The organism is Brevibacterium sp. Marseille-P9724 (assembly GCF_902500275.1).
Lineage (GTDB): Bacteria > Actinomycetota > Actinomycetes > Actinomycetales > Brevibacteriaceae > Brevibacterium.
The window spans coordinates 33,623-56,176 of the sequence record NZ_LR722999.1 but is presented as its reverse complement, the minus strand read 5'-3'; the positions used below and the strand labels follow the sequence as shown (position 1 = coordinate 56,176).

General features: G+C 60.0%; 15 protein-coding genes and 1 pseudogene. 11 read left to right on the top strand and 5 right to left on the bottom strand.

What is annotated here, in order from left to right; translation table 11 throughout:
- Positions 1–5: 5 nt before the first annotated feature.
- Positions 6–1,847: a glycosyltransferase gene (locus GC119_RS09995; RefSeq protein WP_151953067.1), complete on the bottom strand. Its 1,842-nt coding sequence runs from the start codon at positions 1,845–1,847 to the stop codon at positions 6–8.
- 168 nt (positions 1,848–2,015) lie between these two features.
- Between GC119_RS09995 and tagD the strand changes: the two genes are divergently transcribed.
- From tagD to GC119_RS09975, 4 genes are all read left to right on the top strand, one after another.
- On the top strand, positions 2,016–2,402 hold the full coding sequence (gene tagD / locus GC119_RS09990) for a glycerol-3-phosphate cytidylyltransferase (RefSeq protein WP_070574670.1): 387 nt from the start codon (positions 2,016–2,018) through the stop codon (positions 2,400–2,402).
- Positions 2,403–2,442: 40 nt separating this feature from the next.
- On the top strand, positions 2,443–3,279 hold the full coding sequence (locus GC119_RS09985; protein WP_151953066.1) for a CDP-alcohol phosphatidyltransferase family protein: 837 nt from the start codon (positions 2,443–2,445) through the stop codon (positions 3,277–3,279).
- Entirely contained in the window at positions 3,279–4,160 is an 882-nt protein-coding gene (locus tag GC119_RS09980; RefSeq protein ID WP_151953065.1) for a glycosyltransferase family 2 protein, read from the top strand. The genes GC119_RS09985 and GC119_RS09980 overlap by 1 nt, the downstream gene beginning before the upstream one ends.
- A 132-nt stretch (positions 4,161–4,292) precedes the next feature.
- Positions 4,293–5,201, top strand: a complete 909-nt coding sequence (locus GC119_RS09975) for a glycosyltransferase family 32 protein (RefSeq protein WP_193215653.1) — start codon at positions 4,293–4,295, stop codon at positions 5,199–5,201.
- A gap of 86 nt (positions 5,202–5,287) precedes the next feature.
- Here the strand turns inward: GC119_RS09975 and GC119_RS09970 are convergent, their stop codons facing one another.
- A complete protein-coding gene (locus GC119_RS09970) occupies positions 5,288–6,565 on the bottom strand; it encodes a CDP-glycerol glycerophosphotransferase family protein (protein WP_151953063.1) in 1,278 nt (425 codons plus the stop codon).
- 156 nt (positions 6,566–6,721) lie between these two features.
- On the opposite strand from GC119_RS09970, the gene GC119_RS09965 reads away from it, so the two are divergent.
- Positions 6,722–10,396, top strand: a complete 3,675-nt coding sequence (locus GC119_RS09965; protein WP_151953062.1) for a CDP-glycerol glycerophosphotransferase family protein — start codon at positions 6,722–6,724, stop codon at positions 10,394–10,396.
- A 146-nt stretch (positions 10,397–10,542) separates the two neighbouring features.
- Positions 10,543–12,249 carry a formate--tetrahydrofolate ligase gene (locus tag GC119_RS09960; RefSeq protein ID WP_151953061.1) on the top strand — a complete coding sequence of 569 codons (1,707 nt, stop codon included), beginning with the start codon at positions 10,543–10,545 and terminating at the stop codon, positions 12,247–12,249.
- An 87-nt stretch (positions 12,250–12,336) separates the two neighbouring features.
- On the opposite strand, the gene GC119_RS09955 is transcribed toward GC119_RS09960, so the two are convergent.
- Both GC119_RS09955 and GC119_RS09950 read right to left on the bottom strand, forming a co-directional pair.
- Entirely contained in the window at positions 12,337–13,041 is a 705-nt protein-coding gene (locus GC119_RS09955; protein WP_151953060.1) for a methionine ABC transporter permease, read from the bottom strand.
- Positions 13,041–14,015 carry a methionine ABC transporter ATP-binding protein gene (locus tag GC119_RS09950; RefSeq protein ID WP_151953059.1) on the bottom strand — a complete coding sequence of 325 codons (975 nt, stop codon included), beginning with the start codon at positions 14,013–14,015 and terminating at the stop codon, positions 13,041–13,043. The genes GC119_RS09955 and GC119_RS09950 overlap by 1 nt, the downstream gene beginning before the upstream one ends.
- Positions 14,016–14,193: 178 nt before the next feature.
- Between GC119_RS09950 and GC119_RS09945 the strand changes: the two genes are divergently transcribed.
- The 3 genes from GC119_RS09945 to GC119_RS09935 all read left to right on the top strand — a co-directional run bounded on the left by GC119_RS09945 (position 14,194) and on the right by GC119_RS09935 (position 17,809).
- The gene (locus tag GC119_RS09945) at positions 14,194–16,320 is read left to right on the top strand and encodes an acyltransferase family protein (RefSeq protein ID WP_151953058.1); all 2,127 of its coding nucleotides are present in this window, start codon (positions 14,194–14,196) and stop codon (positions 16,318–16,320) included.
- Between the two features lie 69 nt (positions 16,321–16,389).
- Complete coding sequence (locus GC119_RS09940) at positions 16,390–17,349, top strand: glycosyltransferase (protein ID WP_226829401.1); 960 nt, start codon at positions 16,390–16,392, stop codon at positions 17,347–17,349.
- Positions 17,342–17,809 (top strand): GtrA family protein, encoded by a 468-nt coding sequence (locus tag GC119_RS09935; RefSeq protein ID WP_083304162.1) that lies wholly within the window; start codon positions 17,342–17,344, stop codon positions 17,807–17,809. The genes GC119_RS09940 and GC119_RS09935 overlap by 8 nt, the downstream gene beginning before the upstream one ends.
- Before the next feature lie 141 nt (positions 17,810–17,950).
- Here GC119_RS09935 and GC119_RS11220 read toward each other — a convergent pair.
- A pseudogene (locus tag GC119_RS11220) lies at positions 17,951–19,000 on the bottom strand (DUF6716 putative glycosyltransferase); the annotation flags it as partial.
- A gap of 1,105 nt (positions 19,001–20,105) precedes the next feature.
- Between GC119_RS11220 and galE the strand changes: the two are divergent.
- Positions 20,106–21,068, top strand: coding sequence for a UDP-glucose 4-epimerase GalE (galE, locus tag GC119_RS09930; RefSeq protein WP_151953057.1), 963 nt, complete (start codon positions 20,106–20,108; stop codon positions 21,066–21,068).
- The gene (locus GC119_RS09925; protein ID WP_151953056.1) at positions 21,065–22,516 is read left to right on the top strand and encodes a hypothetical protein; all 1,452 of its coding nucleotides are present in this window, start codon (positions 21,065–21,067) and stop codon (positions 22,514–22,516) included. Before galE ends, GC119_RS09925 begins: the two co-directional genes overlap by 4 nt.
- Positions 22,517–22,554: the final 38 nt, after the last annotated feature.

Sequence of the window (22,554 nt, the reverse complement as noted above, 5' to 3'; positions counted from 1 at the left end):
CCGGTTCAGTGTTTGCTGATCTGCAGGCTCAGCTGTCCTTCGTCATCGAGGGCCGAGGTGAAGAACGAGCCAGCTGCTGTTGGAGGCTCGTCAGCCAGGATGCGGGTGCGGCGGAACGAACGGCCGTCTGCGAAGTCCGCGGACAGTTCTAGGGTTCCTGCTGGCAATAAGCGCAGTTCGGACAGGGGAATGTGCGCGCGAAGAGTGGCTCCGTCAAAATCAGCCGGGGTGCGGCCGTAGTAGGTTGTGCCCGTCAGGCACCATGACACGTAGGTGTGGGCGGTCTGCTCCCAGGGGTGGTCTTCAACGGATGCTTCGATTGCGACGCCGGTGTCTGTGACTGTCAGTGAGGTCAGGTTCGCGATGGCCTGCGAGCGTTGAAACGGATCGAATGAACAGCCGCGGAACATGGCCGCCCATTTTTCGACGATGGTGGCTTCGTAGAAGTCTTGTGCCCGCTTAATGGCGTTGCGGCGCATGGTGGTGAGTTCGGCATCGTCCATTGTGGCTATCCGGATGATTGCCTGGGTGAGGGCCTCAATGTCGCCATCGGGTACGAGGAAGCCGTCCACTCCGTCGGTGATGATGTCACTCGGACCGTATTTGATGTCGTAGGCAATCGGAATGCAGCCGGCTGACATGCTTTCGAGGATCACCAACGGTTGTCCTTCTTGAGTGCTGGTCAGCAGGCTGAACGAGGCATCGTGGAAGTGCTCTTTGGCGTTGCTGACATAACCGCGCAGGGTGATGTGCCCGCCCCCGCTGTTGGCGTCGATCTGCTGGGCGAGTTTGCTGTGCATATCGCCATCACCGCAGATCTCCAGCTGCAGTCCTGGTGCACTGGCACATGCTGCAGTCACAGCACGGATAGCGTGGTCGATCCTTTTGCCCTTGGTGAGTCGGGCCAGCATGAGCCCGTGTGTCTTGGTGCGGGGTTTCTTGGGGTTGCCCTTGAGATTGCGAATCAGGTTGGGCATAACGGTGAGGTTGCCGGAGGACAAATGGTGCTCGAGCATGTCCCGCTGTTGGGCGTGGGTCAGCGTGATTGCCCGGTCGAAACGGTCAAGGTTGCGCAGGATCTTGAACTTGCCGCGGATCAGCCTGCGCGCATCGGTTTTGTGGTTCTCGAGGAAATTGCTGTGCATCGCAGTGCAGAAGATGACGTTCTTTTTCCTGTAGGTGCTGAAGAGGGACCCCGCATAGGACGAATCGACGATGACATAGCTGGGCTTATTTCCGAAGACAGCGTTGAGCCATGCCTTGTAGAAAGCGGTGGCGGTACGCCACTGGCCGATGATTTCCCCCTGTGAGTTCAGGAGGGTCAACAGGCGTCCGCCCTTGGTGCCGCGGGTTTTTGTGTCTTGGCGGTCGATGACCAGCAGGTTGCCCTGTGCGCTGTAATGATCAGTCTGCAGAACTGTGCCAACATCATCGGTTCGCTGCTCGCGTGCCTCGCCCGACGTGCGGGGGAGGGCGTCGTCGACCGCTTCCGGTACGGGCTGAGCTGTGCCCTTCATGCGGGCAAGTTCGTCATCTGACCATTGGCTGAGGTCTTCCCAGACGTTGCGCAGGGAAACGCGCTTATCCAGTCGGCCTTCAGCTTTGAGGGCTCGTTCACGTTCTTTGCCGCTGTTGTCACGCGAAAATGTGAGGATCTCGACGGGGCGGTTGTCTCGGCGGGCAAATGCCGAGGACCGCTCCAGCGCGACTGAGGTCATCCCGCCAAAGGTCTCGGGAATGGCCCACAGCATGGTGTAGTAGTTGCCAGCAGGAAGAATGCCCTTGGGCTCAGAGCGGAGCAGGGCGGGAATAATGCGGCGCACACGCCGAGGCAGTGACGAGTTCATCAACAGCCACTTTATTGCGCAGCCGCTGAGTGGAAACTCAGGAATGCGCTGCCGCTGCTGTGGTAAACGGCACCCGCTCGGCGGGCGTCTGGGCACGACTTCACAAGACCTCTGGGGTATCGTCTATATGATCTTCAAGTTAACTCCAAGTTAAGCGAGGGCTCTTTTATGCGCCGTGTCATCACCTACGGCACCTTTGACTTGCTGCACTACGGCCACATCCGACTGCTGCAGCGCTGCAAGGCACAGGGCGACTACCTGGTCGTTGCCCTGTCCACTGACGAATTCAACGCCGGCAAGGGCAAGAAGTCCTATTTTTCGTGGGACGACCGCAAGAACATGCTCGAAGCCATCCGCTTTGTTGACCTGGTCATCCCCGAGAACACGTGGGAACAGAAGCGGACAGACATCGAGAAGTACCACATCGATACCTTCGTCATGGGCGATGACTGGGAAGGCAAGTTCGACGATCTCAAAGACCTGTGCGACGTGGTCTATCTGCCGCGCACACCGGAAATCTCAACCACCAAGATCAAGGGCGATCTCAGCCAGTGAGCTCCAGCTTTCCTGCTGGGGTGCTACATAGCCTTTAGACATGAGCGAAGCACACTCTGACCGTCCTAAGAATCCGACGCTGGAACAGCTGCGAGCTGTTGCCCAGCCACCGGAAGTGCGTGCGCGCAAAAACGCCGAGCACTGGACAGCGGAACTGTACCTGCGGCACATCTCCATTTATCTGACTGCGCTGCTGGTGCGCACGCCGATTACCGCCAACGGCGTAACAGGGCTGATGATCCTGTCGGGGTGGGCGATCGGCTTTGCTCTGCTCATCCCGGGCATCTGGGGAGCGCTGCTGGCTCTTTTCTTTTCGCAGCTGCAGCTGTACTTCGACTGCTGTGACGGCGAAGTCGCACGTTGGCGCGGCACTCGCAGCGCGAAGGGAGTTTTCCTCGACGCGGTAGGCCACTACACAACCGAAGGTTTTGTCGCCTTCATGCTGGGCGTGCGAGCAGTCAGCGATCTGGGTCTGCTGAAGTCTGATCCCGGTTTCGCCTACCCCTACTTGGTGGCCGGGGGAGTAGTCGCATCGCTCGTGCTGCTGAACAAGGCGCTCAACAGCCTGGTCCACATGAGCCGAGCTTTCAACGGCTTGGACAGACTGGAAGACTCCGCTGCCGCAACTGCTGTCACCCACGGCGGTCTCGCCCGTGTGAAACAGCTGGCTCGGTTTGTGCCGTTCCATCGCATCTGGCATTCGGTTGAAATGTCGATGCTGGCTGTTGTCGCGAGCGTGGTCTCGCTCATTGTGAGTGCAGCCGGCGGCCCGGAGCTCGCCGGTGAACGTTGGATGATTCTGGCGATGGTGCCGCTTGCCGCGCTTTCCGTGGTGGGGCACTTCGTGTCGATCTGGTTTTCCCGAAGGTTGGGCTGATGGAAGTATTCGATTACGGCGTTGTCATCCTCACCATGGGCAAAAGGGTGGACGACCTTAAGCGGGGCATTGACTCGCTGTTGGCCCAGCGGAACGTCAATCTTGACGTTGTGTGCGTGGGCAACGGCTGGGACCCCGTGGGCCTGCCAGACGAAGTCAGAACCCACATGCTGCCCGAAAACGTTGGGATTCCCGCCGGGCGCAATGCCGGTGTTCCGCTGGTCAGCGGTGAGTTCCTGTTCTTCCTCGACGATGATGCATGGCTGCCCGACCAGGACACCCTGTGGAGGATGGCGCAGTACATGCGCGAAAACCCGAATGTGGGAATGGTGCAGCCCCGTGTGGTCGACCCTGAGAACCCCAACGCGCCCAAGCGCTGGATCCCGCGCCTGCGCAAAAGGTCGGCAAGCCATTCGTCGAACGTGTTCTCCGTGTGGGAAGGCGCTATCGGCATGCAGAGGAAGGCATTCGACGAATGCGGCGGCTGGCCGGGATCGTTTTGGTACGCCCACGAAGGAATCGAACTGGCCTGGCGAGTATGGGATGCAGGCTATGACGTGTGGTACATGGGCGACCTTGCAGTAGCCCACCCCGTGATAGACCCGAAGCGCCACGACGAATACTTCTACATGAACGCCCGCAACAGGGTGTGGCTGGCCCGCAGGAACCTGCCCTGGCCCTTCAGCTGGGCCTATGTGGGCTCATGGACAGGAGTTCAGGTTCTCCGGTGGGCACGCAAACCTGAACAGCTCAAACCGTGGTTCAAGGGCTGGGCTGACGGTTGGCGGGACGACCCGTGGGACGGCGAAGAAGACGAAGCCAAACTCAGCAAACGCGGAGTCCTGCGCATGAGCTTCAAAGGACGCCCGCCGGTTATTTGAGCAATGCTATGCTTTGCCGGAAAATAGCAATTTCGTCCGAACTGAAGGTTCAGCGCCGAACTTTGTCTCATAGGGTCAAACGTCTGTTGCGCTGGCGATTGCAACAGCCTGCCAAAAAGGGGTCAGCGTTTCGTGAACAAAACCATCTGGATCTACTGGGAGAACAAATACTCAAGTCAGATGCCTGGCTACATCAGTCTCTGCAAGGATACGATCCTCAAACATAAAGGGGATTGGGATCTAGTTGAGTTGAATCCTGAAAACGTAAATGACTACGTTTCCGGTTTGAGGTCTGACTTTTCCGATATTCCCGAAGTGGCCCATAAGGCCGACTATATTCGAGCTGCGGTGCTGGCACAGAACGGTGGGATGTGGATGGATGTGGACACGATTGTGTTTCGTCCATTAAGCATGATTACAGACCTGATCGAAAAGTCTGGCGCGTTGTTCTATGGTTGGCAGCCGAACCAGCCAAGTATTGGATTGGTCGCGTCGGTTCCTGGCCACCCCTTGATTCGGAAATGGCTGGAAGGTGCGGACCGTGTGCTGGACGGAGATCTCAAGCAGAAGTGGGCAGGTATAGGCTACGACATCTTGTGGCCGCTTGCTGAAGAAATAGACTACGTCCAGATGGACCGAACGATCTGTGCTCCGATTCATTACACGGAGACTGACCTTCTTCTCGAACCTGGCCGTCCTGCAGATATTCTGCACAAGCGAACCCTGCTGATCCAGTTGTACAACAAAATGCTTTTCCCGAAGTTTGGCAAGGCAAGTCGCGACGAAGTCGTGGAATCTAATACGCGTCTCAGTAAAATGTTTAAACGCGCACTCAGTGACGATCCGCACTGGGAGAAGGTGTCTGGAAAGATGAGTGCGGACCCTTCAATGGCTGATAAGGCGTTCGGCTCAGCGGCCGCGAAAGATCTCGATCCGGTTTCTGTTTACGTCGATGAGGCGATGCGCCGTGTCTATAAATCCAAGAATCCGTTGCTGAAGCGGGCCAGCCGTAAACTGCAGCGAACTTTAGGACGCAAATGACTTGGCCGAATGGGCTGTTGACCTCTGCGGTTGATCTGACCGGAAGGTGACTCTCGCCTGGTTTGGTGGGCTGGTGTATTTTTCGGTCAGGGGTTGCCGTCTTTGGCCTCGGCCGCTGACACCATGTAGGCCTGATCAATGTTCTGGGCTTCCCGTTCGGCAATCAGCCGTTCGACCGTGGAGATGAATGTCTGCTTTGACTCTCCTACATTGTGATTGCCGAAGTACAGTTCTCGGGCTTCGGCACGGGCTTCTGCATTGCCGCCGCTGGCCAATTCAGCTTCGATCATTGTCTGAAGGCCATTGACAGTTGAATCGTCGATGATCGGCACACTGGATGCGATGGGGGACTCGTCAACGAGCTTATCCCGGTTTGTGCGGCGGTCAGTCAACAGGAGCGGGCTGTCTGCTTTGAGGTAAAGGAAGTCCAAGCCAACGCTGGAAATGTCGGTGATCATGAGGTCAACATCCTCGAACATGGCCAGGATGTTTCCGTCGGTCAAGACCAAGTGCTCGCCGCCGCCAGCATTGGCTTTTTCGATCAGCTCGAGGATCATGGCGTGACCACCCTGCATGCCCTCGTCGTGCGAACCAGCCACACGCGGGTGCGGCTTGTAGACAAGGCGAGTGTTCGGTGTTGCCAGAGCAGCCGCAGCGATGGCCGGGCCGAAGCAGTCAACTGAGGTGTAGTTGTTGTTGTCGTTTTCGCCTTCCCACGTGGGGGCATACATGATGGTGCGCTTATCGCTGGTTGGAAGTTCGGGTTCGTAATCGAGGTCAAGCTGAGGCCTGCCAACTTCGATCAGTTTGGATTCGTCGAAGTCGACAAGCGCGCGCTGGTGCCTGCGCAATGCAGCCGGGCCGGCCGTGAAGACAGCGTCGTATGCCTTGGCTTGGTTCGACACCATGGACAGCTTGTCAGATTCACCGTGGTTGATGTGGACGTGAACTGCAGGCGCGTAACTCAGAACCTGAAAGTTTGATTGACCGTTGTTGACGTACAGGATGAGCTTTGGCTGGTGCTCCTCCACGTACGTCATCATGTCGTCGAAAGACTGCCGGAAGACAATGGGCAGGGATGTGCAGTCAGCGGTTTCCTGGATTGAGGAAGGGCGGCGAAGAAATACTGCAGTTGGGACGGTTCTGTTCAGCTCTTCGAGTACGGGAAGCCACTGTTGAAGCTGGTAGAGCTTTGAGTGAGTGTCGCCGAAGTAAACGAGAGCCTTGGCGCCCGGTGCGGCGCTGTCTGCGAACTCGCGGGCAGTCAGCGTGAAGTCGCGCGTGCCGCGTATACGCTGGCTGGTGGCCTTCCAAGCGCGCGATCGCAGGACTGCGAGAATGGCGTTTCGTACAAGCTGGCGCACACGTCCTCCTGGGGATAGAGCAGATCGGGCACATTCTACTGGCCGCTTGACTGGTGCTGGGGCACTGTATCCACAGCTGGCGTTGCAGAAAATGCGCCTCGCCAATCGGCTATACGGTCGCGAAAGCTGCCGCCTCGGTACAATACACGGTTAGTGATGCTGAACGTACAGCAAATCGTAAGTGAACAGAAGGGCGCAATGAAGCAGGCAGTACGGAAAATCCTGGGGCGTGCAGTAAAGCGTGTGCCGGCAGAAACAAGGCGCAGAGTTCGCGACGGCGTTCACCCAGCGCTGCGGCAGCGAATCGTGACCCTTTTGGCAGGATCTCAGTCTGGCAAACCCAAGCTGTCGGTCATCGTACCCGTCTACAACGTAGAACCATATATTGCCAAATGCCTGAACAGTCTGATTCAGCAAACCTACCGGAACTTGGAAATCATCGTTGTTGATGACGGAAGCCCTGACAATTCGGCAGCGATCGCTCGCCAATACGCTCGGTGGGACAACCGTGTCAAGGTGATCAGCAAGGTCAACGGCGGGCTTGGAGCTGCTCGCAACACTGGTCTTGAACACGTGACCGGCGAGTATCTGACGTTTGTCGATTCTGACGATCGTATCCCGCGTGACGCGTACCAAGTGATGATGCGCACTATACGGCGCACTGGCTCCGACATGGTCAGCGGTGGAGTGTACCGGCAGAAGGGGACAAAGGTCTGGCTCTCTGCGTGGACAAAAAAGTTCCATTCGGAAGACCGGCTCAGCATCACCATTGATGATTTCCCGGAAATCTTCGAAGACGCCATGGCCTGCAACAAGATCTTTTCCATGGAATTCTTTCAGCGGGCCGTCGGAGAATTCCCTGTCGGCATTCGCTATGAGGACCAGGAACCAATGGCGAAGGCGTATTTGCGGGCGCGATCTTTTGATGTTCTTCGGCACCCGGTCTACTACTGGCTGCTCCGCGATGACGGTTCGTCCATTACCCAAGGTAAAGAAAACATTGATGACCTTACAGACCGGCTGGCAGTGCTTGAAGCCGGGACACAACACGTATTCAGCGAAGGCTCACATGCTGCGCGCCGTGGGTGGTTCAAAAAGGTCTTGACCGGTGATCTGATTCAGTACCTGCACGTAGCGCAGAGAACCGGCCAAGAATACTGGGACGTTTTCAGCGGTGGACTGAAGAAGATTGTCGCCCTCAGCGGAGACGATCTGTGGAGTGACCTCCCGTTTTGGCTCAGGTTGCCCATGTGGCTTGCTGTCCATAAAGGGAGGAGTGAGGCATTTGCCGCGGTGCTCTGGCGCAGTGAGCATGGAACCGGACTCAACCTCAAGTCAACTGACGCTGGGTTTGTGGTTGACGGCGCAGACTTCGAAGAAGCGTTTGGCACCGTTCCATCAGAGATACTTCAGGTCGCACCGGACTCCGTTGTACTCAATTGTGCTGTTAACCGGGTCGAATGGGTAACCGGTTCCGTCGTTGAGATCGCCGGGCACGCGCACTGTGATCACCTGTTCAACGGCAGCGAAGTGACGCCCCGCTTGCTTTTGGTTAACAAGTCCGGTGACCGGGAAATCGAACTCTCCGCCGATCGCACGCAACCGCTGCTTCTTCATCCTTTCAAGTCTCAGCTGGTTGCGCCGACAAAGACTGCCTACTCGGTGCGAATCAACACAGAGAACTTTGATGCGATCGAAGAGTGGCGCCTCATCGCTCGAGTTTCCGTCAACGACATCGATATTGACCACCCCGTTGGGGCACTCGACCAAGCGAAGGCAGCTGCTGATCCTGGATTTTCGGATGTACGAGATGGTCGGCGCTGGATTCTTGAACCAGCCCCGGACGGCAACTTGTGGTTCAAACCCCAACAGGTGACGCTGTCGGCAGAGATTGAAGAAGTTGGCGGCCGTCGATTCGCTGTGGTCACACGCGGCGACCGTGCGGCAGACTTCAATAAACTGCGGATCTACAATCGCCGTTCATCGCATGAACTTGTGGTTGCCGGCCAGCCCACGCCCGATGGAAGTTGCCGGTTTGAGTTTGAACTGCCGACGCTTGGCGGGTCTTTAGCCGAAAAGAACACTGACAACGCATGGACGCTTCGCGCAGTCAACGGCAAAAAGCAGATGCCGTTGAAGCCGCATCTCGGATACAGCGGGGTCCGGAGTTTTCTAGACGCTGGGGCTGTCCATGCCGGTGTCACGACTGCCGGGAACCTCAAAATCCATGAAAACCCGTGGTTCGTTATGACCGACTCTTATGCCATTGATTCGGACAGCGGTCATACGCGAATCAGCATCAACGGTCGCTTCGAACTGCCGACCGGGTGGAGACCCTCCGCTCTGGAGCTGTGCTCCGAAACCAAGACGGTTGCTCATGCAGATGTCGAATGGGCTGCGGGAGAATTTTCTGCCACTGTCAACCTGACCTCCCAAGACTGGTTTGACAACACCGTGCCTCTGCCTGCGGGCGGGTATCACTTTAAAGTCGAAGGAACTGACAGTCGCACTGGGCACACCGCGCGCAAGTGGCTCCGGCTGTCAGATTCGGCGGCTATGTCATTGCCCGGATTGTCTGATGATTCGACGCCTGCCGTCGTCATCACCCGCACAGTCAAAACTCGGTCGCTGTGGTTGCGACTCACACCGCCGGTTAAGTTTGCGGAACGGAGCGCGTATAACCGGGCTCGGGTTATCGAGGACGCTGTTCGCGCCCACGCCGACAGACCACTGGAGAAAGCTATCCTGTTTGAATCTTTCTTCGGAAGACGAGCGGGGGATATTCCAGAGCCCCTGTACTTCGAACTTCGCAAGCGTCTGCCGGATTGGAAATTCTATTGGTCGAACGCGCAGGAGAGCTTCGAAAGCCCCGAGGGTACAGAAACCGTTGTCACCCACTCCGAAAAGTACATCAGGGCCCTGTTCACCAGTCAGATCATCGTCAATAACTGCGAATTCCCGGCGTACTTCCGAAAGCAGCCAGGACAACTGTACGTGCAGACGTGGCATGGAACTCCACTCAAAATGATTGGGGCAGACGTTCACAGCGCGGGACTGTCTCCTGAGTACCGTGCAAAGGTGCGACGCGAAACGCAGTATTGGGACATTCTGTTGGCCCAGTCTGATTTTGCCGCCGAGAAGTTTGAGTCAGCCTTTTCGTCACACGCCCGGACTATTGTTGATGGATACCCGCGCGTGGATGTGCTTGTGGACCCTGAGCGGATGCGTGCAGCGCGCGCAGCAACCCGGGCGAACCTGGGACTGAGTGATGATGACATCTTCGTCCTCTATGCACCGACCTTCCGTGATGCGTCGAAAAAGGCCGGTGTTGGATACCACCTGGACATTGCCATTGACTTTGAGCGTTTAAAGCAGGCGCTGCCTGGCAATGTTCGCCTGGGACTTCGAGCGCACTCAAATGTCAGGGCCATGCAGTTGGCCGGTGACGAGTTTGTCATTGATGTCACCGAATTTCCCGACGCGCAAACGCTTCTCGCGGCTACCGACGTGCTGGTTGCTGACTATTCGTCCATCATGTTCGACTTCGCAGCGACCCGCCGACCGATGGTGTTCTTCGCCCCGGACCTAGAGGACTACTTGGAGAAGAGCCGCGGCATGTACTTGGACTACGAGTCAACCGTCCCAGGCCCGCTGGTGCGCACGACGGCCGAACTGGCGGACGCATTGAACACTGTCATTGAGAAGGGATCAGAGGCATACGGGGCTAAGTACGCGGAGTTTGTGGCTGATTACCTGCCCCACGAGGATGGGCACTCGGCCGAACGCATTGCCGATGAAATCGTCCGTGCCGCCCGGTCACAGGAGAACTGAAAACATACTGGTCCGCTGAGCTTCTGCTAGGGGAGGCGCTGACTTCACGTCAGCGCCTCCTTCTGTATTCAGGCTCGGAAAATGCAGGGCAGCGATCCCCGCCTGCGAATCATTGCGCTCACCCACTTCAGTGAGACACTGGTCTCATGACTGTTGATCAGGAGATTGCACGCAAGGCTCAGATTGAGCGCATCGACTCAATTGCTCAGGCAGTCGGGCTCAGCGCTGATGACATCATTCCCTACGGCCATTACAAAGCGAAAGTCCCCGCACCTGACGTTGTGCAGCGCGGAAACAGCACCGATCTCGGCAAGCTCATCCTGGTCACCGCCATGAGCCCAACGCCGGCGGGCGAAGGCAAGACAACCACGAGCATCGGCCTGGCCGACGGCATCAACCAGCTGGCCCAGCAGGAGAACTGGGACGTCCCAGACGGCAAACAGCCTGCCGTGCTTGCCCTGCGCGAACCATCCCTGGGCCCTGTGTTCGGAATGAAAGGCGGCGCAGCCGGCGGCGGATACGCGCAAGTGCTGCCCATGGAAGACATCAACCTGCACTTCACCGGCGACTTCAACGCCATCGCCCTTGCCAACAACCTCGCGGTAGCTGTTCTCGACAACCACCTGCAGCACGGCAACGAACTCGGCATCGACCCGCGCCGGGTTGAAATCCGCCGCGTAGTCGACCTCAATGACCGTGCCCTGCGCCAAATCGCCATAGGCCTGGGCGGCTTCACCGGGGGCATGCCCCGCGAAGACGCCTTCGACATCGTCGTTGCCAGCGAAGTCATGGCAGTGTTCTGCCTGGCCACCTCCATCAAAGACCTCAAAGACCGGCTGGGCCGCATTGTCGTAGCCCGCACCTTCAGCAAAAAGCCCGTCACAGTCGCCGACCTCGGCGTGCAGGGCTCCATGGCAGCCCTCCTTGCTGAAGCACTCTCACCCAATCTGGTGCAGTCCATCGAACACACCCCGGCGTTCGTCCACGGCGGCCCCTTTGCCAACATCGCCCACGGCTGCAACAGCGTGCTCGCCACAACGGCAGCAATGACCCACGGCCAGTACGCAATCACAGAAGCCGGCTTCGGTGCAGATCTTGGGGCCGAAAAGTTCCTCGACATCAAATGCCGAACCGCGGGAATCTTCCCCAGCGCGGCAGTAGTCGTCGCCACCGTCCGCGCCCTCAAATACCACGGGGGAGTGGCCAAAGCTGACCTCGAAGCCGAAGACATTGACGCCCTCAAAGCCGGGCTTCCCAACCTGCGCAAACACCTGAACAACCTGCGTGAGGTCTACGGCATCCCCACTGTCGTAGCCGTCAACCGCTTCCCCACAGACACCGACGCGGAACTTAAAGCGCTGAAAACAGAACTTGACGGCACCGCCACGGTCGCCATTGCCGAACACTGGGGCAAAGGCGGCGCCGGTGCAATCGAGCTTGCACAAGCAGTCATCGCAGCCGCCGACGGCAGCCAGCCGCAGCCGAAATTCGCCTATGAACTCGACCAGCCGCTAGAGGCCAAAATCGAGGCGATCGCCACGCGCATCTACAACGCCGACGGCATCGACGTACCCGCCAAGGTCAAGCGCAAACTCGACATGTTCACCGCCGACGGCTACGGCGACCTGCCGGTGTGCATCGCTAAAACCCAGTACTCATTCAGCACCGACGCGGCCCGCCTGGGTGCGCCCACCGGCCACACCGTCACAGTGCGCGACGTGCGCCTGTCCGCAGGTGCGGGCTTCATAGTGGTCATCTGCGGTGACATCATGACCATGCCGGGCCTGCCTAAAAAACCGGCAGCACTGTCCATCGACGTCGACGATGACGGGGTCATCTCCGGCCTGTTCTAAGCCCACACGCCCGAGGCGGAGGTCCAGAACTCCCGCGGGTCACCGCGGAACTGGACCTCCGCCTCGTAAGAAGTGAGACAGCTCAGATCAGCGATGGTCCACCAGGCGGGCCGGCCAGTCGCCCACGCGCTGAATGATGACGACAACCGCCACCAGCAGCACAATGCAGGCAATCATGACATCGCCCTGATAGCGCTGGTAGCCATAGGAAATCGCCAAAGCACCCAAGCCTCCGCCGCCCACAGCCCCGGCCATCGCCGTGTATGACACCAGGTTGACCGCTGTGACCGTCGCCGCCGAAATCAAACCCGGCAGGGCTTCGGGAATCAGCACCTGACGGATGATCTGAAAATTCGTCGCACCCATCATCTGGACAGCTTCGATCTTGCCGCCGGCAACCTCGCGCAGAGCAGCCTCGACCAAGCGGGCAAAGAACGGAATGGCGCCGATTGCCAGCGGCACAACAGTCGCCTGCCAACCCAAAGCACTGCCGACCACAAAGCGGGTGAACGGGATGATCGCAATCATCAGAATGATGAACGGGATCGAACGGCCGAAATCCACAATCGCACTGACAATCCGGTGCACAGTCAGCTGTGGAGCCAGCGAACCCTTCGCTGTCACCCACAGCCAAATGCCCAACGGCAAGCCCAGCAGAACCGCAAACAGGGTAGAGAACGCCGTCATCTGCAGCGTCTCAATCGTCGCCGGAAGCAGATCCTTGGTGATCGCCGGGTTGTTCAGCCAACGCGGTTTGTCGCCGGCTGCAAGCACAACATCAGAAGCAAACATCAGCGAGCCTCCTTGCAGTAGATTCCGGCATCCGCCAGGGCCTGAGCCAAGCGCTGCGTAGCAGGGTCATCGGCCCCGCGCACACGCAGCCTGCCGACCTCCAAACCGTCAATCGTCTCAAGGGTTCCCGCCTGCACCTCGGCAATCGGAACACCAGCGGAATCCGCCAGCGCAAACAGCTCTGATGCCGACGTCCCAGCCAAACTGACTTCCAGAGTCCTGCGCTCCTCACCTTCCTGCGGCAAAGGCGCTGACGGCAGAGGAATGAGTTCCTTCGCCAAGGGCGATGAAGGGTCAGCCAGAATGTCGCGCAGACGGCCAGTCTTCATGTTCTTGCCGTCAGCCAGCAGAGTGACCGAGTCGCAGATTTCACGCACAACTGACATTTCGTGGGTGATGATGAGCACCGTGATGCCCAGTTCGTCACGCAGCTGGCGGATAAGCCCCAGAATCTGGGCGGTCGTGGTGGTGTCAAGGGCCGAGGTGGGCTCGTCACACAGCAGAATCTGCGGGTCGGCAGCCAGGGCGCGGGCAATGCCCACACGCTGACGCTGCCCACCTGACAGCTGCGCGGGGTAGCTGTTCCCGCGTCCTTCCAAGCCAACGCGGCCCAGCAGCGATTCCGCTTTTGCGAAAGCATCCTTCTTGGGCACACTGGCAACCAGCAGAGGGTGGGCAATGTTCTGCAGCGCAGTCTTCGCCGACAGCAGCTCAGCGTGCTGAAACACCATGCCGATATTGCGGCGGGCCTTCCTCAGCGCCGCCCCGCGCAGACCGGTCACATCGACCCCGTCGATTTCCACTGTCCCAGACGTGGGCCGCTCCAACCCGGTCAAACAGCGGATCAGGGTCGACTTGCCAGCACCGGAACGGCCGACAATGCCGTGGATGAGACCAGCATCAACCTGCAGGTCAATGCCGTCTAAAGCCGTGGTGCCCGCGAATTCCTTCGTCAGGCCAGTCAGAGTGATCACCCGGCAGTTTCCTTTCCGTGGGGATAAGCCGCTGTGCGAAACACGCGAGGGAGTCCAAACGCCGCACACCTTCGATGTGCGGAGCATTCGGCGCCGAAACACAGGCGGCAAAGAAAGTGTGACACCAGATGACTATCCCGGCTATCCGGCCCGTCATAAAGCGTCGTGAAGCACGTTGGTGCGGATTTTCACTAAGATGACCCCGATGGTGAGGAAATACCGCGGCGAAATTCAAGCCCTGCGAACAATCGCAGTGCTCGCCGTCGTCATCTACCACATCAACCCGAACTGGCTGCCCGGCGGATTCATCGGCGTGGACGTGTTCTTCGTCATCTCCGGCTACCTCATCACCACGGGGCTGCTGCGCCGCGTAGCCGAACACGGCAGAATCTCCGCAGCTGACTTCTGGGCCAACCGGGCCCGCCGAATACTGCCGGCGGCAACGCTGACCATCATCACGGTGACCATCGCGTCGCTGTTCATTCTGCCGCGCTCACAGTTTCCCACCCTGAGCCTGCAGGCAGTCGCCTCCGGCTTCTACATTCAGAACTACGCACTTGCCAGACAGTCGGTTGACTACTTGGCCGCCGACACAGCCCCCACACCCTTCCAGCACTTCTGGTCCCTGTCGATCGAAGAGCAGTTCTACATCTTCTGGCCCATGCTGGTAGTCGCCGCATGGCACATAGCTCAGCGCATCCGCTGGGCCAGCCCCACCGACGACATCCGCCACCGACGCCGCGTCAGAGTGGCAGCCACAGTGCTGTTCTTCGCTGTAGTCGGAGGGTCCTTCGCATACAGCGTCTACATCACCGCACACAACCCCACCAGCGCCTACTTCTACACCCTGTCACGCGTGTGGGAACTGGGAGTCGGCGGCATCCTCGCCGTCTACCTGGGCGACCCCGTGAAATTCCCCCGCACCCGCAAGTGGCTGGCACTGACCGGCACGCTCACAATCCTCGCCTGCGCCTTTGCATATTCCGGCGACATTCCCTTCCCCGGTCTGACCGCCCTCGTGCCGGTGGCGGCAACCGCCGCAGTGATCACCGCAGGCCACACCACCGGTTGGGGGTCCCCACAGCGAATCTTCGAACTGTGGCCCGTGCAGAGAATCGGCGACTGGTCCTATTCCATGTACCTGTGGCACTTTCCGATCATCGTCTTCTTCGAAGCGCTCGCAGGACGCAAAGCAACTGTGCTCGAAGCGGTCATCATTGTGCTGGCCTCTATACTCATCGCCGGATTCAGCTTCTACCTGTTCGAAAAGCCGATCCTGCGCTCACCGACCATGCGCCGCTCATCTCCGCTGACCCTGGCCGGAGCGCTCGTGGCCGTCACCGCAGCGGTGGGCATCGGCACCGTGCCGCACGCTCTGGTCAAAATGGACGAGGCGAAAGCCGCTGCCGCTGAAGCTCAGGTCTTCGACCCGCCGGAACTGACTGCCGCCGGGGAATTCGGGCCGGGATTCAAGTCCCTGCGGACCACCATGTACGAACCGGTCTACCAAGACCAGCCCATCAAACCGGGACTGGGTTCGATCGGCGACGATTACCCCACATTCGACGGGTGCGGAGATGTCCCCGCAACCGGCACCTCGGCAAACACCCCACCGTGCACTGCCGGAGACAGCAACGGAACCAAAACACTCGTTGTGGCAGGTGACTCCCACGCGGTGCAGTGGGTGCCGGCATTTGAAGAAGCACTGGGCCGTCAGGGGTGGAAGATCGTCGTCATAGCGCGTGAAAACTGCCCGCTGAACCCTCAGCCGCGCACTTTCGAGCAGCAGGAAAGCGGCTTTGTCTGCTCACAGGCCGTGCCGGACATGCTCACCAGCATTCAAAAGCAGAAGCCAGACGCCATCGTGATCACCAACCGCCGCTACGACGACTTCGCCGGCGGGCAGCCAAATGCCCAGCGCGGCTACGAAGAGGTCTTCGAGCAGCTGTCCGACACCGGAGCGAAGATCATTGCGCTGGGCGATTCTCCCGAAGCTGCGAACGAGGAGAACATGGCCGACTGCGTGGCCGCAGCCGGTGACGACACCAGCGCCTGTGACTTCCCGCGGCCAGGGCAGGCAGAAGAGAAGTCCAACCGGGCGCTGCGAGGGGCCGCAGACAGAGCCGGTGACAGCGTCGACTACGCAGACACCCTCGACGCCTTCTGCACCGACACCACCTGCCCGGCGGTCATTGGGTCTCGCGCCGTCTACCGTGACTCCAACCACATCACAGTGGAGTATGCGACCACACTCGACAGCTATATCAGCCGTGATGTCGTTCCGCTGATCACAACTGCAGAATAAAAGCGTTTCTGCACCGCCGCTTCAGGCGCATGCGGCTACCATTGCTCTGGATACAGTCCCCTCAAACCTGTGAAGCTGAGAGTGCAAGAGAACAATCCCTTCGGCTCGCGCCGCATCGCCGCCATCGTCCCGTGCCACAACGAAGAGCTGACGGTCGGGAAAGTCGTCACCGACCTGCGCGCCGCCCTGCCCGGCGCGGCAGTCTACGTCTACGCCAACAACTGCTCCGACAACACTGCCGAAGTCGCACGGGAAGCAGGTGCTGTCGTGCGCTTCGAAGACCGGCCCGGCAAAGGCAATGTCATCCGGCGGGCTTTCGCTGACATCGAAGCGGACATCTACCTGATCATCGACGGTGACGACACCTACGAAGCCGCAGACGCCCCCGGCATGGTCCAGACGATGATCGACGGCAACTACGACCACGTGCTCGGGGTGCGCACCCCCGCCGATTCATCTGCGTACAGGCCCGGCCACGAAAGCGGCAACCGAGCGTTCAACGTTCTGACCAGCTGGACATTCCGCGACAAGGTCACTGACATGCTGTCGGGCTTCCGGGTGTTCTCACGCCGGTTCGTCAAATCCTTCCCCGCCGTCAGTCGGCACTTCGAAATCGAAACCGAACTCACGGTGCACACCATGTCGCTGCGACTGCCCAACGCCGAATACCCGGTGGGCTTTCGCGACCGTCCGGAAGGCAGCTTCTCGAAACTGTCCACTGTCAAAGACGGATTCAGAATCCTCGGCCTGATCACCCAGCTGACCGCCCACGAAAGGCCCCGGCTGTTCTACGGCGGTCTGACCGTTCTGTTTGCCCTCATTTCGCTCATTCTGGGCCTTCCCGTGGTGTGGGAGTACTTCCAAACCGGCTACGTGCCGCGCCTGCCCACCGCGCTGCTGTCAGCAGGCTGCATGATCCTTGCGTTCCTTATGGGATCGGTGGGAATCATCATGGACGGTGTGCGCCGAGCCCGCCGAGAGACCTCCCGCCTGCACTACCTGGCACTGCCGGCGCCCGGAAATGAGTGAGAGTCGGCACAGCTCGCTGATAAAAGAGGCGCTGCAGTTTCTGACCGTCGGCGGCATCAGCTACATCGTCGATGTGGGGCTGTCCAACCTCCTGGTGTACGGCCTGTGGGCAGTGCCCGCACTCCTGCACGACGGCCCCATCAAAGCGAAGATCATTTCGACTATCGCGTCCGTCATTGTCGCCTGGATGGGCAATAAGCTGTGGACCTACGGGGACAGGGAGACCGGCTCAAACCTGCGCGGTTTTGTGCTGTTCGTCCTAGTCAACGGCGCCGGCATGATCATCACCGTGCTGCCGCTGGCCTTCACCTGGTACGTGCTGGGACTGCGCGGCCCCATTGCCTACAACATTTCGACGAACATCGTCGGCATCGGCCTGGCCATGGTGTTCCGCTTCTACGCCTACCGAACCTGGGTCTTTCGCGACACGCGCGAAGTTCTTGACGGCCCTGCGTCCTGACCTGTAAGCACGCACCACCGGTTTGGGTGAGTGCGCGCGCAGCTCTGCGCGCAGAGTCGGCCAGGACTGAAGTGAATCCCGAGTCTTTCGGCCCGCGAGTTCATAGTTCTCCGAGCGTCGCGCCAAGCACGCCAGCTGCGAAGGGACCTCCTCGCTGGGCTTTTGAAAGTAGTTCTCCTCCAGCCAGGCCGGGTCCGGGTGGCGGAAATTGCCCGCCGCGAGGTTATCGAAAGTTCCTATGAGGTTTGAACCGGCGAAGACCTCATTGAGCATTTTCTTGGTCACCCCGAAATCGCCGATGATGAAAGTGCGCAGGCCCCGGTCCAGAGACTCCAGCGCTGCAGTTGATGACACCGTCACAAGCGCAGCCCCGTCTGTGAGGAAATCAGCCATGGGGCCGACTTCAACCTGGAGGTCGTCAGGTCCCAAAGCACCTTCGGCAATGAGCTCCGACAGGATCTCAATATAGGTGTGCTCTTCGTGGTGGGTTTCGTGCTCGCCTGGGCGGCTGCGGACCTTGATGATGACAGGAACATCGAGCTGTCTTCCGGCACGGGCAAGTTCCAGCAGAGCGGTGCGACGGTCACAGCGCTCCTTGGGAACCTTTGCCTGCGGGGCGAAGATAATGCGGTTCGGGGCTGTGCCGTCGGCAAACTGCGGCTGCGGAGCACCGACGGACTTCAGCATGGGCAGGCGTCCCACCCACACATCCACCGGCAGGCCCAGCCGTCGATTGACCTCGCGGTACAGCTGGCGCTCGTGTTCAGAATGGGCGATGAAAGCATCCCCGCGGCGGCGATAGCGCTGGCCCTTGAACGTTGCAGGCAGGCCCACACCGGGCAGACCGGACACCAAACCGGGTCGGCGCGGCAGACGAGCGGCAGTCGAATACACCGTCTGCACCACCGGGCCGGTGGCCGCTGCCAACACCACGTCCGGGCTGGCAGCCGACAGTTCGCCCTCCAAACGAGACACGGGGATCACGGGGACCTCCGCCTCGGCCCGCGATGTTCCGGCAACCGCATTGGCAATCTGCTCGCCCGTGGGCTGGATGGGAGACTCGACAATCCACAGGTCCGTTTCAAAGCTGTCGTCCAAGCCGTCCAGCAGCGCAGCCGCCCACTTGAGATAGGACTCGCTGTCACAGACAGCGACAAGCCGGTGGCGCCTCGCCCCGTGAGAATCGAGCATCCGGCCCGGAGAGAGAGCCGACTGGGCATTGAGTTCACGACGCAACGAGTCCGGGGCGGATGTTTCCCACCACGCGCGCGGAATTTCGGTGATGTGGATTTCGGGGCAGTCCATGACCAGCGGCAGTGTCTGCACCGCCGTTGACGGCATCGAATAGACCGGTGTGTGCGCGGGAAACGGCGCCAATCGCAGTTCGAGAGGCGTGCCCGATTCCACGACGGTGATGCCCTGCAAGGCGCCGATGGCAGCGAGTTCGTCAGCTGTCTGGCGGCGGTGAGCGAAATACAGTGCAGGCTGCTGCCTGCCGATACCAGCGGCCCAGTCGATAAGCGCCTGCTGGTTGATCAGCCCGTCAGCGGCAAGTGCAGTGCCCACGATGACAGCGCGGTCGGTGGGAGTGTCGGGCGCGGTGGCCTCCAAACACCTGCGCACCTGCGCGAAGGAATGACGGACGAGCTTCCCACCGGCGGCCGTAAAGCGCTGCGGCAGGGACTCATCGGGCGTCAGAGCGCTGAACCACGTGAGCCTGCCCAGCTTGATGGCGCTGCGCAGCACCGCTGCGGCGGCATGGCCCAGCGCGGTCCGCCGCACCGTCGGTTTGATGCGCGCACGGACAAGCGCCTGCCGGTTGGGGCTCAGAATAAGTCGGATAGCGCGCACCGTGGCAAAGCCGTCATCAAGAACCGTGATGTGCGGCAGCCCTCCCGGCCGCACCGCACATTCGGCAAGCAGCCGCTGAATCCTGCCGGACAGAGGGTCACCCAAAAGCAGATGGCCAGCCTGCGCGGCTTGCGCGGGGGAGGGGAAGCCCGACTGCAGGCGAGAGTCGTCCCGCAGCAGACCCTCGGGCAGGTTGCTGGCGAACGCGGCCAGTGACGGACTGTCTTCGCGAATGCAGACCACCACGTCGTCTCTGTGCTGAGCAGCGTGCAGAGCCTCCAGCCCTGACAGAAGCTGCAGAGGTGATTCAGCCAGAATGTACGTTCGTGCCACGCAATACCCTCCCTAAATGTGCACGACCCGGCGCAGACAGTGACAGCAACCGGGAAGCGCTGTGAGATTATGGGCCAAGAGTGAATCAAACAGATGACCGGAAGGTAAACACATGGCAGTCATGGTGACCGGCGGTGCCGGTTACATCGGTTCGCACGTTGTGCGACTGCTCAAACAGCGCGGCGATGACGTGGTCATCGTCGATGACATGTCCAACGGAGTGCGTTCGCGTGTTGAAGGGCTTCCGGTTGTCGAAGTCGACCTCGCATCCCCGCAGGCACCTGAAGCCCTGCGCGGAGTGTTCGCCGACTACAGCGTCGACTCCGTCATCCACTTTGCCGCCAAGAAGCAGGTGGGAGAATCCGTTGAGCGTCCCCTCTGGTACTACCAGCAGAACGTCGGCGGGCTCACCAATCTGCTGCAGGCCATGGAAGACTCCGGCATCGAAACGCTCGTGTTCTCGTCTTCGGCAGCCGTGTACGGCATGCCAGACGTCGAAATGGTGCGCGAAACAACAGACTGCCACCCCATCAACCCGTACGGTCACACCAAGCTCATCGGCGAATGGCTCATCGACGCCCAAATGGCAGCCGGCAGGCTTTCCGCGGTGAAGCTGCGCTACTTCAACGTTGCAGGCACCGGCTGGTCCGACCTTGCCGACACCGCCGTGATGAACCTCATTCCCATCGTGCTCAACCGCTTCGATCAGGGCCAGCAGCCGGTTGTCTTCGGCGATGACTACGACACCCCCGACGGCACGTGCATTCGCGACTACATTCACGTGGCGGATCTCGCCGAAGCCCATATTTCCGCTCTCGACTACCTCAAGGGCGGCAATATCCGCGGAACCTCGTTCAACGTGGGCACGGGCACGGGCGCTTCGGTCCTCGAAGTCATCGACGCCGTTTCCAAGGCTCTTGGCGAAGATCTCGAACCCATCATGGCCGACCGCCGGGCAGGCGACCCACCACAGCTGATTGCCGATCCCACGGCAATCAACGCAGACTTGGCCTGGAAAGCGCAGTTCACCCTGGACGACATTGCTCGCAGCGCGGTTGAAAGCCGCACTCGGTGACTCCTGCTCGATCAGCGGTGACCGCTGAGGCTCCTCTCAACCGCCGTCACCGCTGCATTTTCGCTGCTTCTGCGGGCATAGCCACAGCACTGGCCTGGCTGCTGTATGGAGCAATGGCTCCCGGCGGCTTCAGCAAGGACACCGTCTTCCAGCTGGGTCAGGCTCAGCGGACGCTTCCGCTCAACGACTGGCACCCCATAGCCATGACCTGGACGTGGCAGTGGCTCATAGACCTCACGGGGACCATCAACTCGATGCTCTTCATGCAGGTCTGCGCCGCGTGGGTCTGCGCGGTGCTGACCGCGTACTACCTGCTCAAAGTGTCCCGGCGCGGATGGAGCGCGCTGGCAGGTCTGTTCATCCTGTTCATGCCCAACACCGTCAACATCGTCGGGATCGTGTGGAAGGACACCCACCTGGGCCTGGCGCTGTACTTCGCGGTGATTCTCACGCTGCTCATGCCGGTGGTGCCCAGGCTTCGCTGGGTGCTTGCGGCGCTTGCCTTCGGCGCCCTGGTCTACGGCGGGCTGGTGCGCAAGAACTCAGCCGTTGCAGTCCTGCCGATCATCGCGCTCATCGCCGTGTGGCTGCTGGTCCGCATCAAGGGCAAGAAGTCAAAGGAACAGAAGCGGACGACGGGGCAGAAGCGGACACTGTCCAGGCGGCGCAGACTGACAGCCGCCGTCGTGGCAGCAGTGAGCTTCGGTGCCGTGCTCGTAGGGGTTGACACGGGTCTCAAAGCATCGCTCCAGCCAACCGAGAATTCGCAGTTCACGCAGGTGATGCTCGATGACCTCGTATTCGCGGTGCCGCAGGAATCCATTGACGCAGCTGCGGCTCCCGCGGCGGAGAAGACGCGACTGGCCCGGGCCAAAATTTCGTGCGCTGACAAGAACACCGAACGCCGCGAAGCCGGCAAAGCGGAGATCATCTGGGACGCCTACTGGGACTGCTACGGCATGGGCGCGAACGGTGAATACACGCAGATCCAAGATCCAGCGGCCGTGACCAGCATCTGGAAGCAGACAATGCCGCAGCACCTGGACAGCTATGCCGCCTACCGCATTCAGACCACGACGAAGTTCCTCTTCACATCGAAACTCCAGTTCATCCGCGACCGCGACCGCGATTACCCCGCACAGCAGCAGATGCTTCGCGCCTCCCTGCGCACCTATGTTGTTGACTTCGGAGTTGCAGTCTTCCCGTGGCTGTTCCTGGGGGCAGTCGCAGCTGGGCTGTCTGCAGTCGGAATCGCTGTGGGTGCCAAGAAGAGACGACGTTCACCGGGTGCGCTCGTTGTATTCAGTTCAGCCATTCTGTACCTCATGACCTACGTGCCGACCGCTCCGGCGAATGACTACCGCTATGTTTTCTGGCCGTGGCTTGCCGCGATGCTGGGCTGGCTGGTGCTGTGGGCCGAAGGCCAGAAGCGCCGCCGCATGGGATGAGACGGCGCTCACAGGGGCCGTAAAGGGGTGTTCACTGG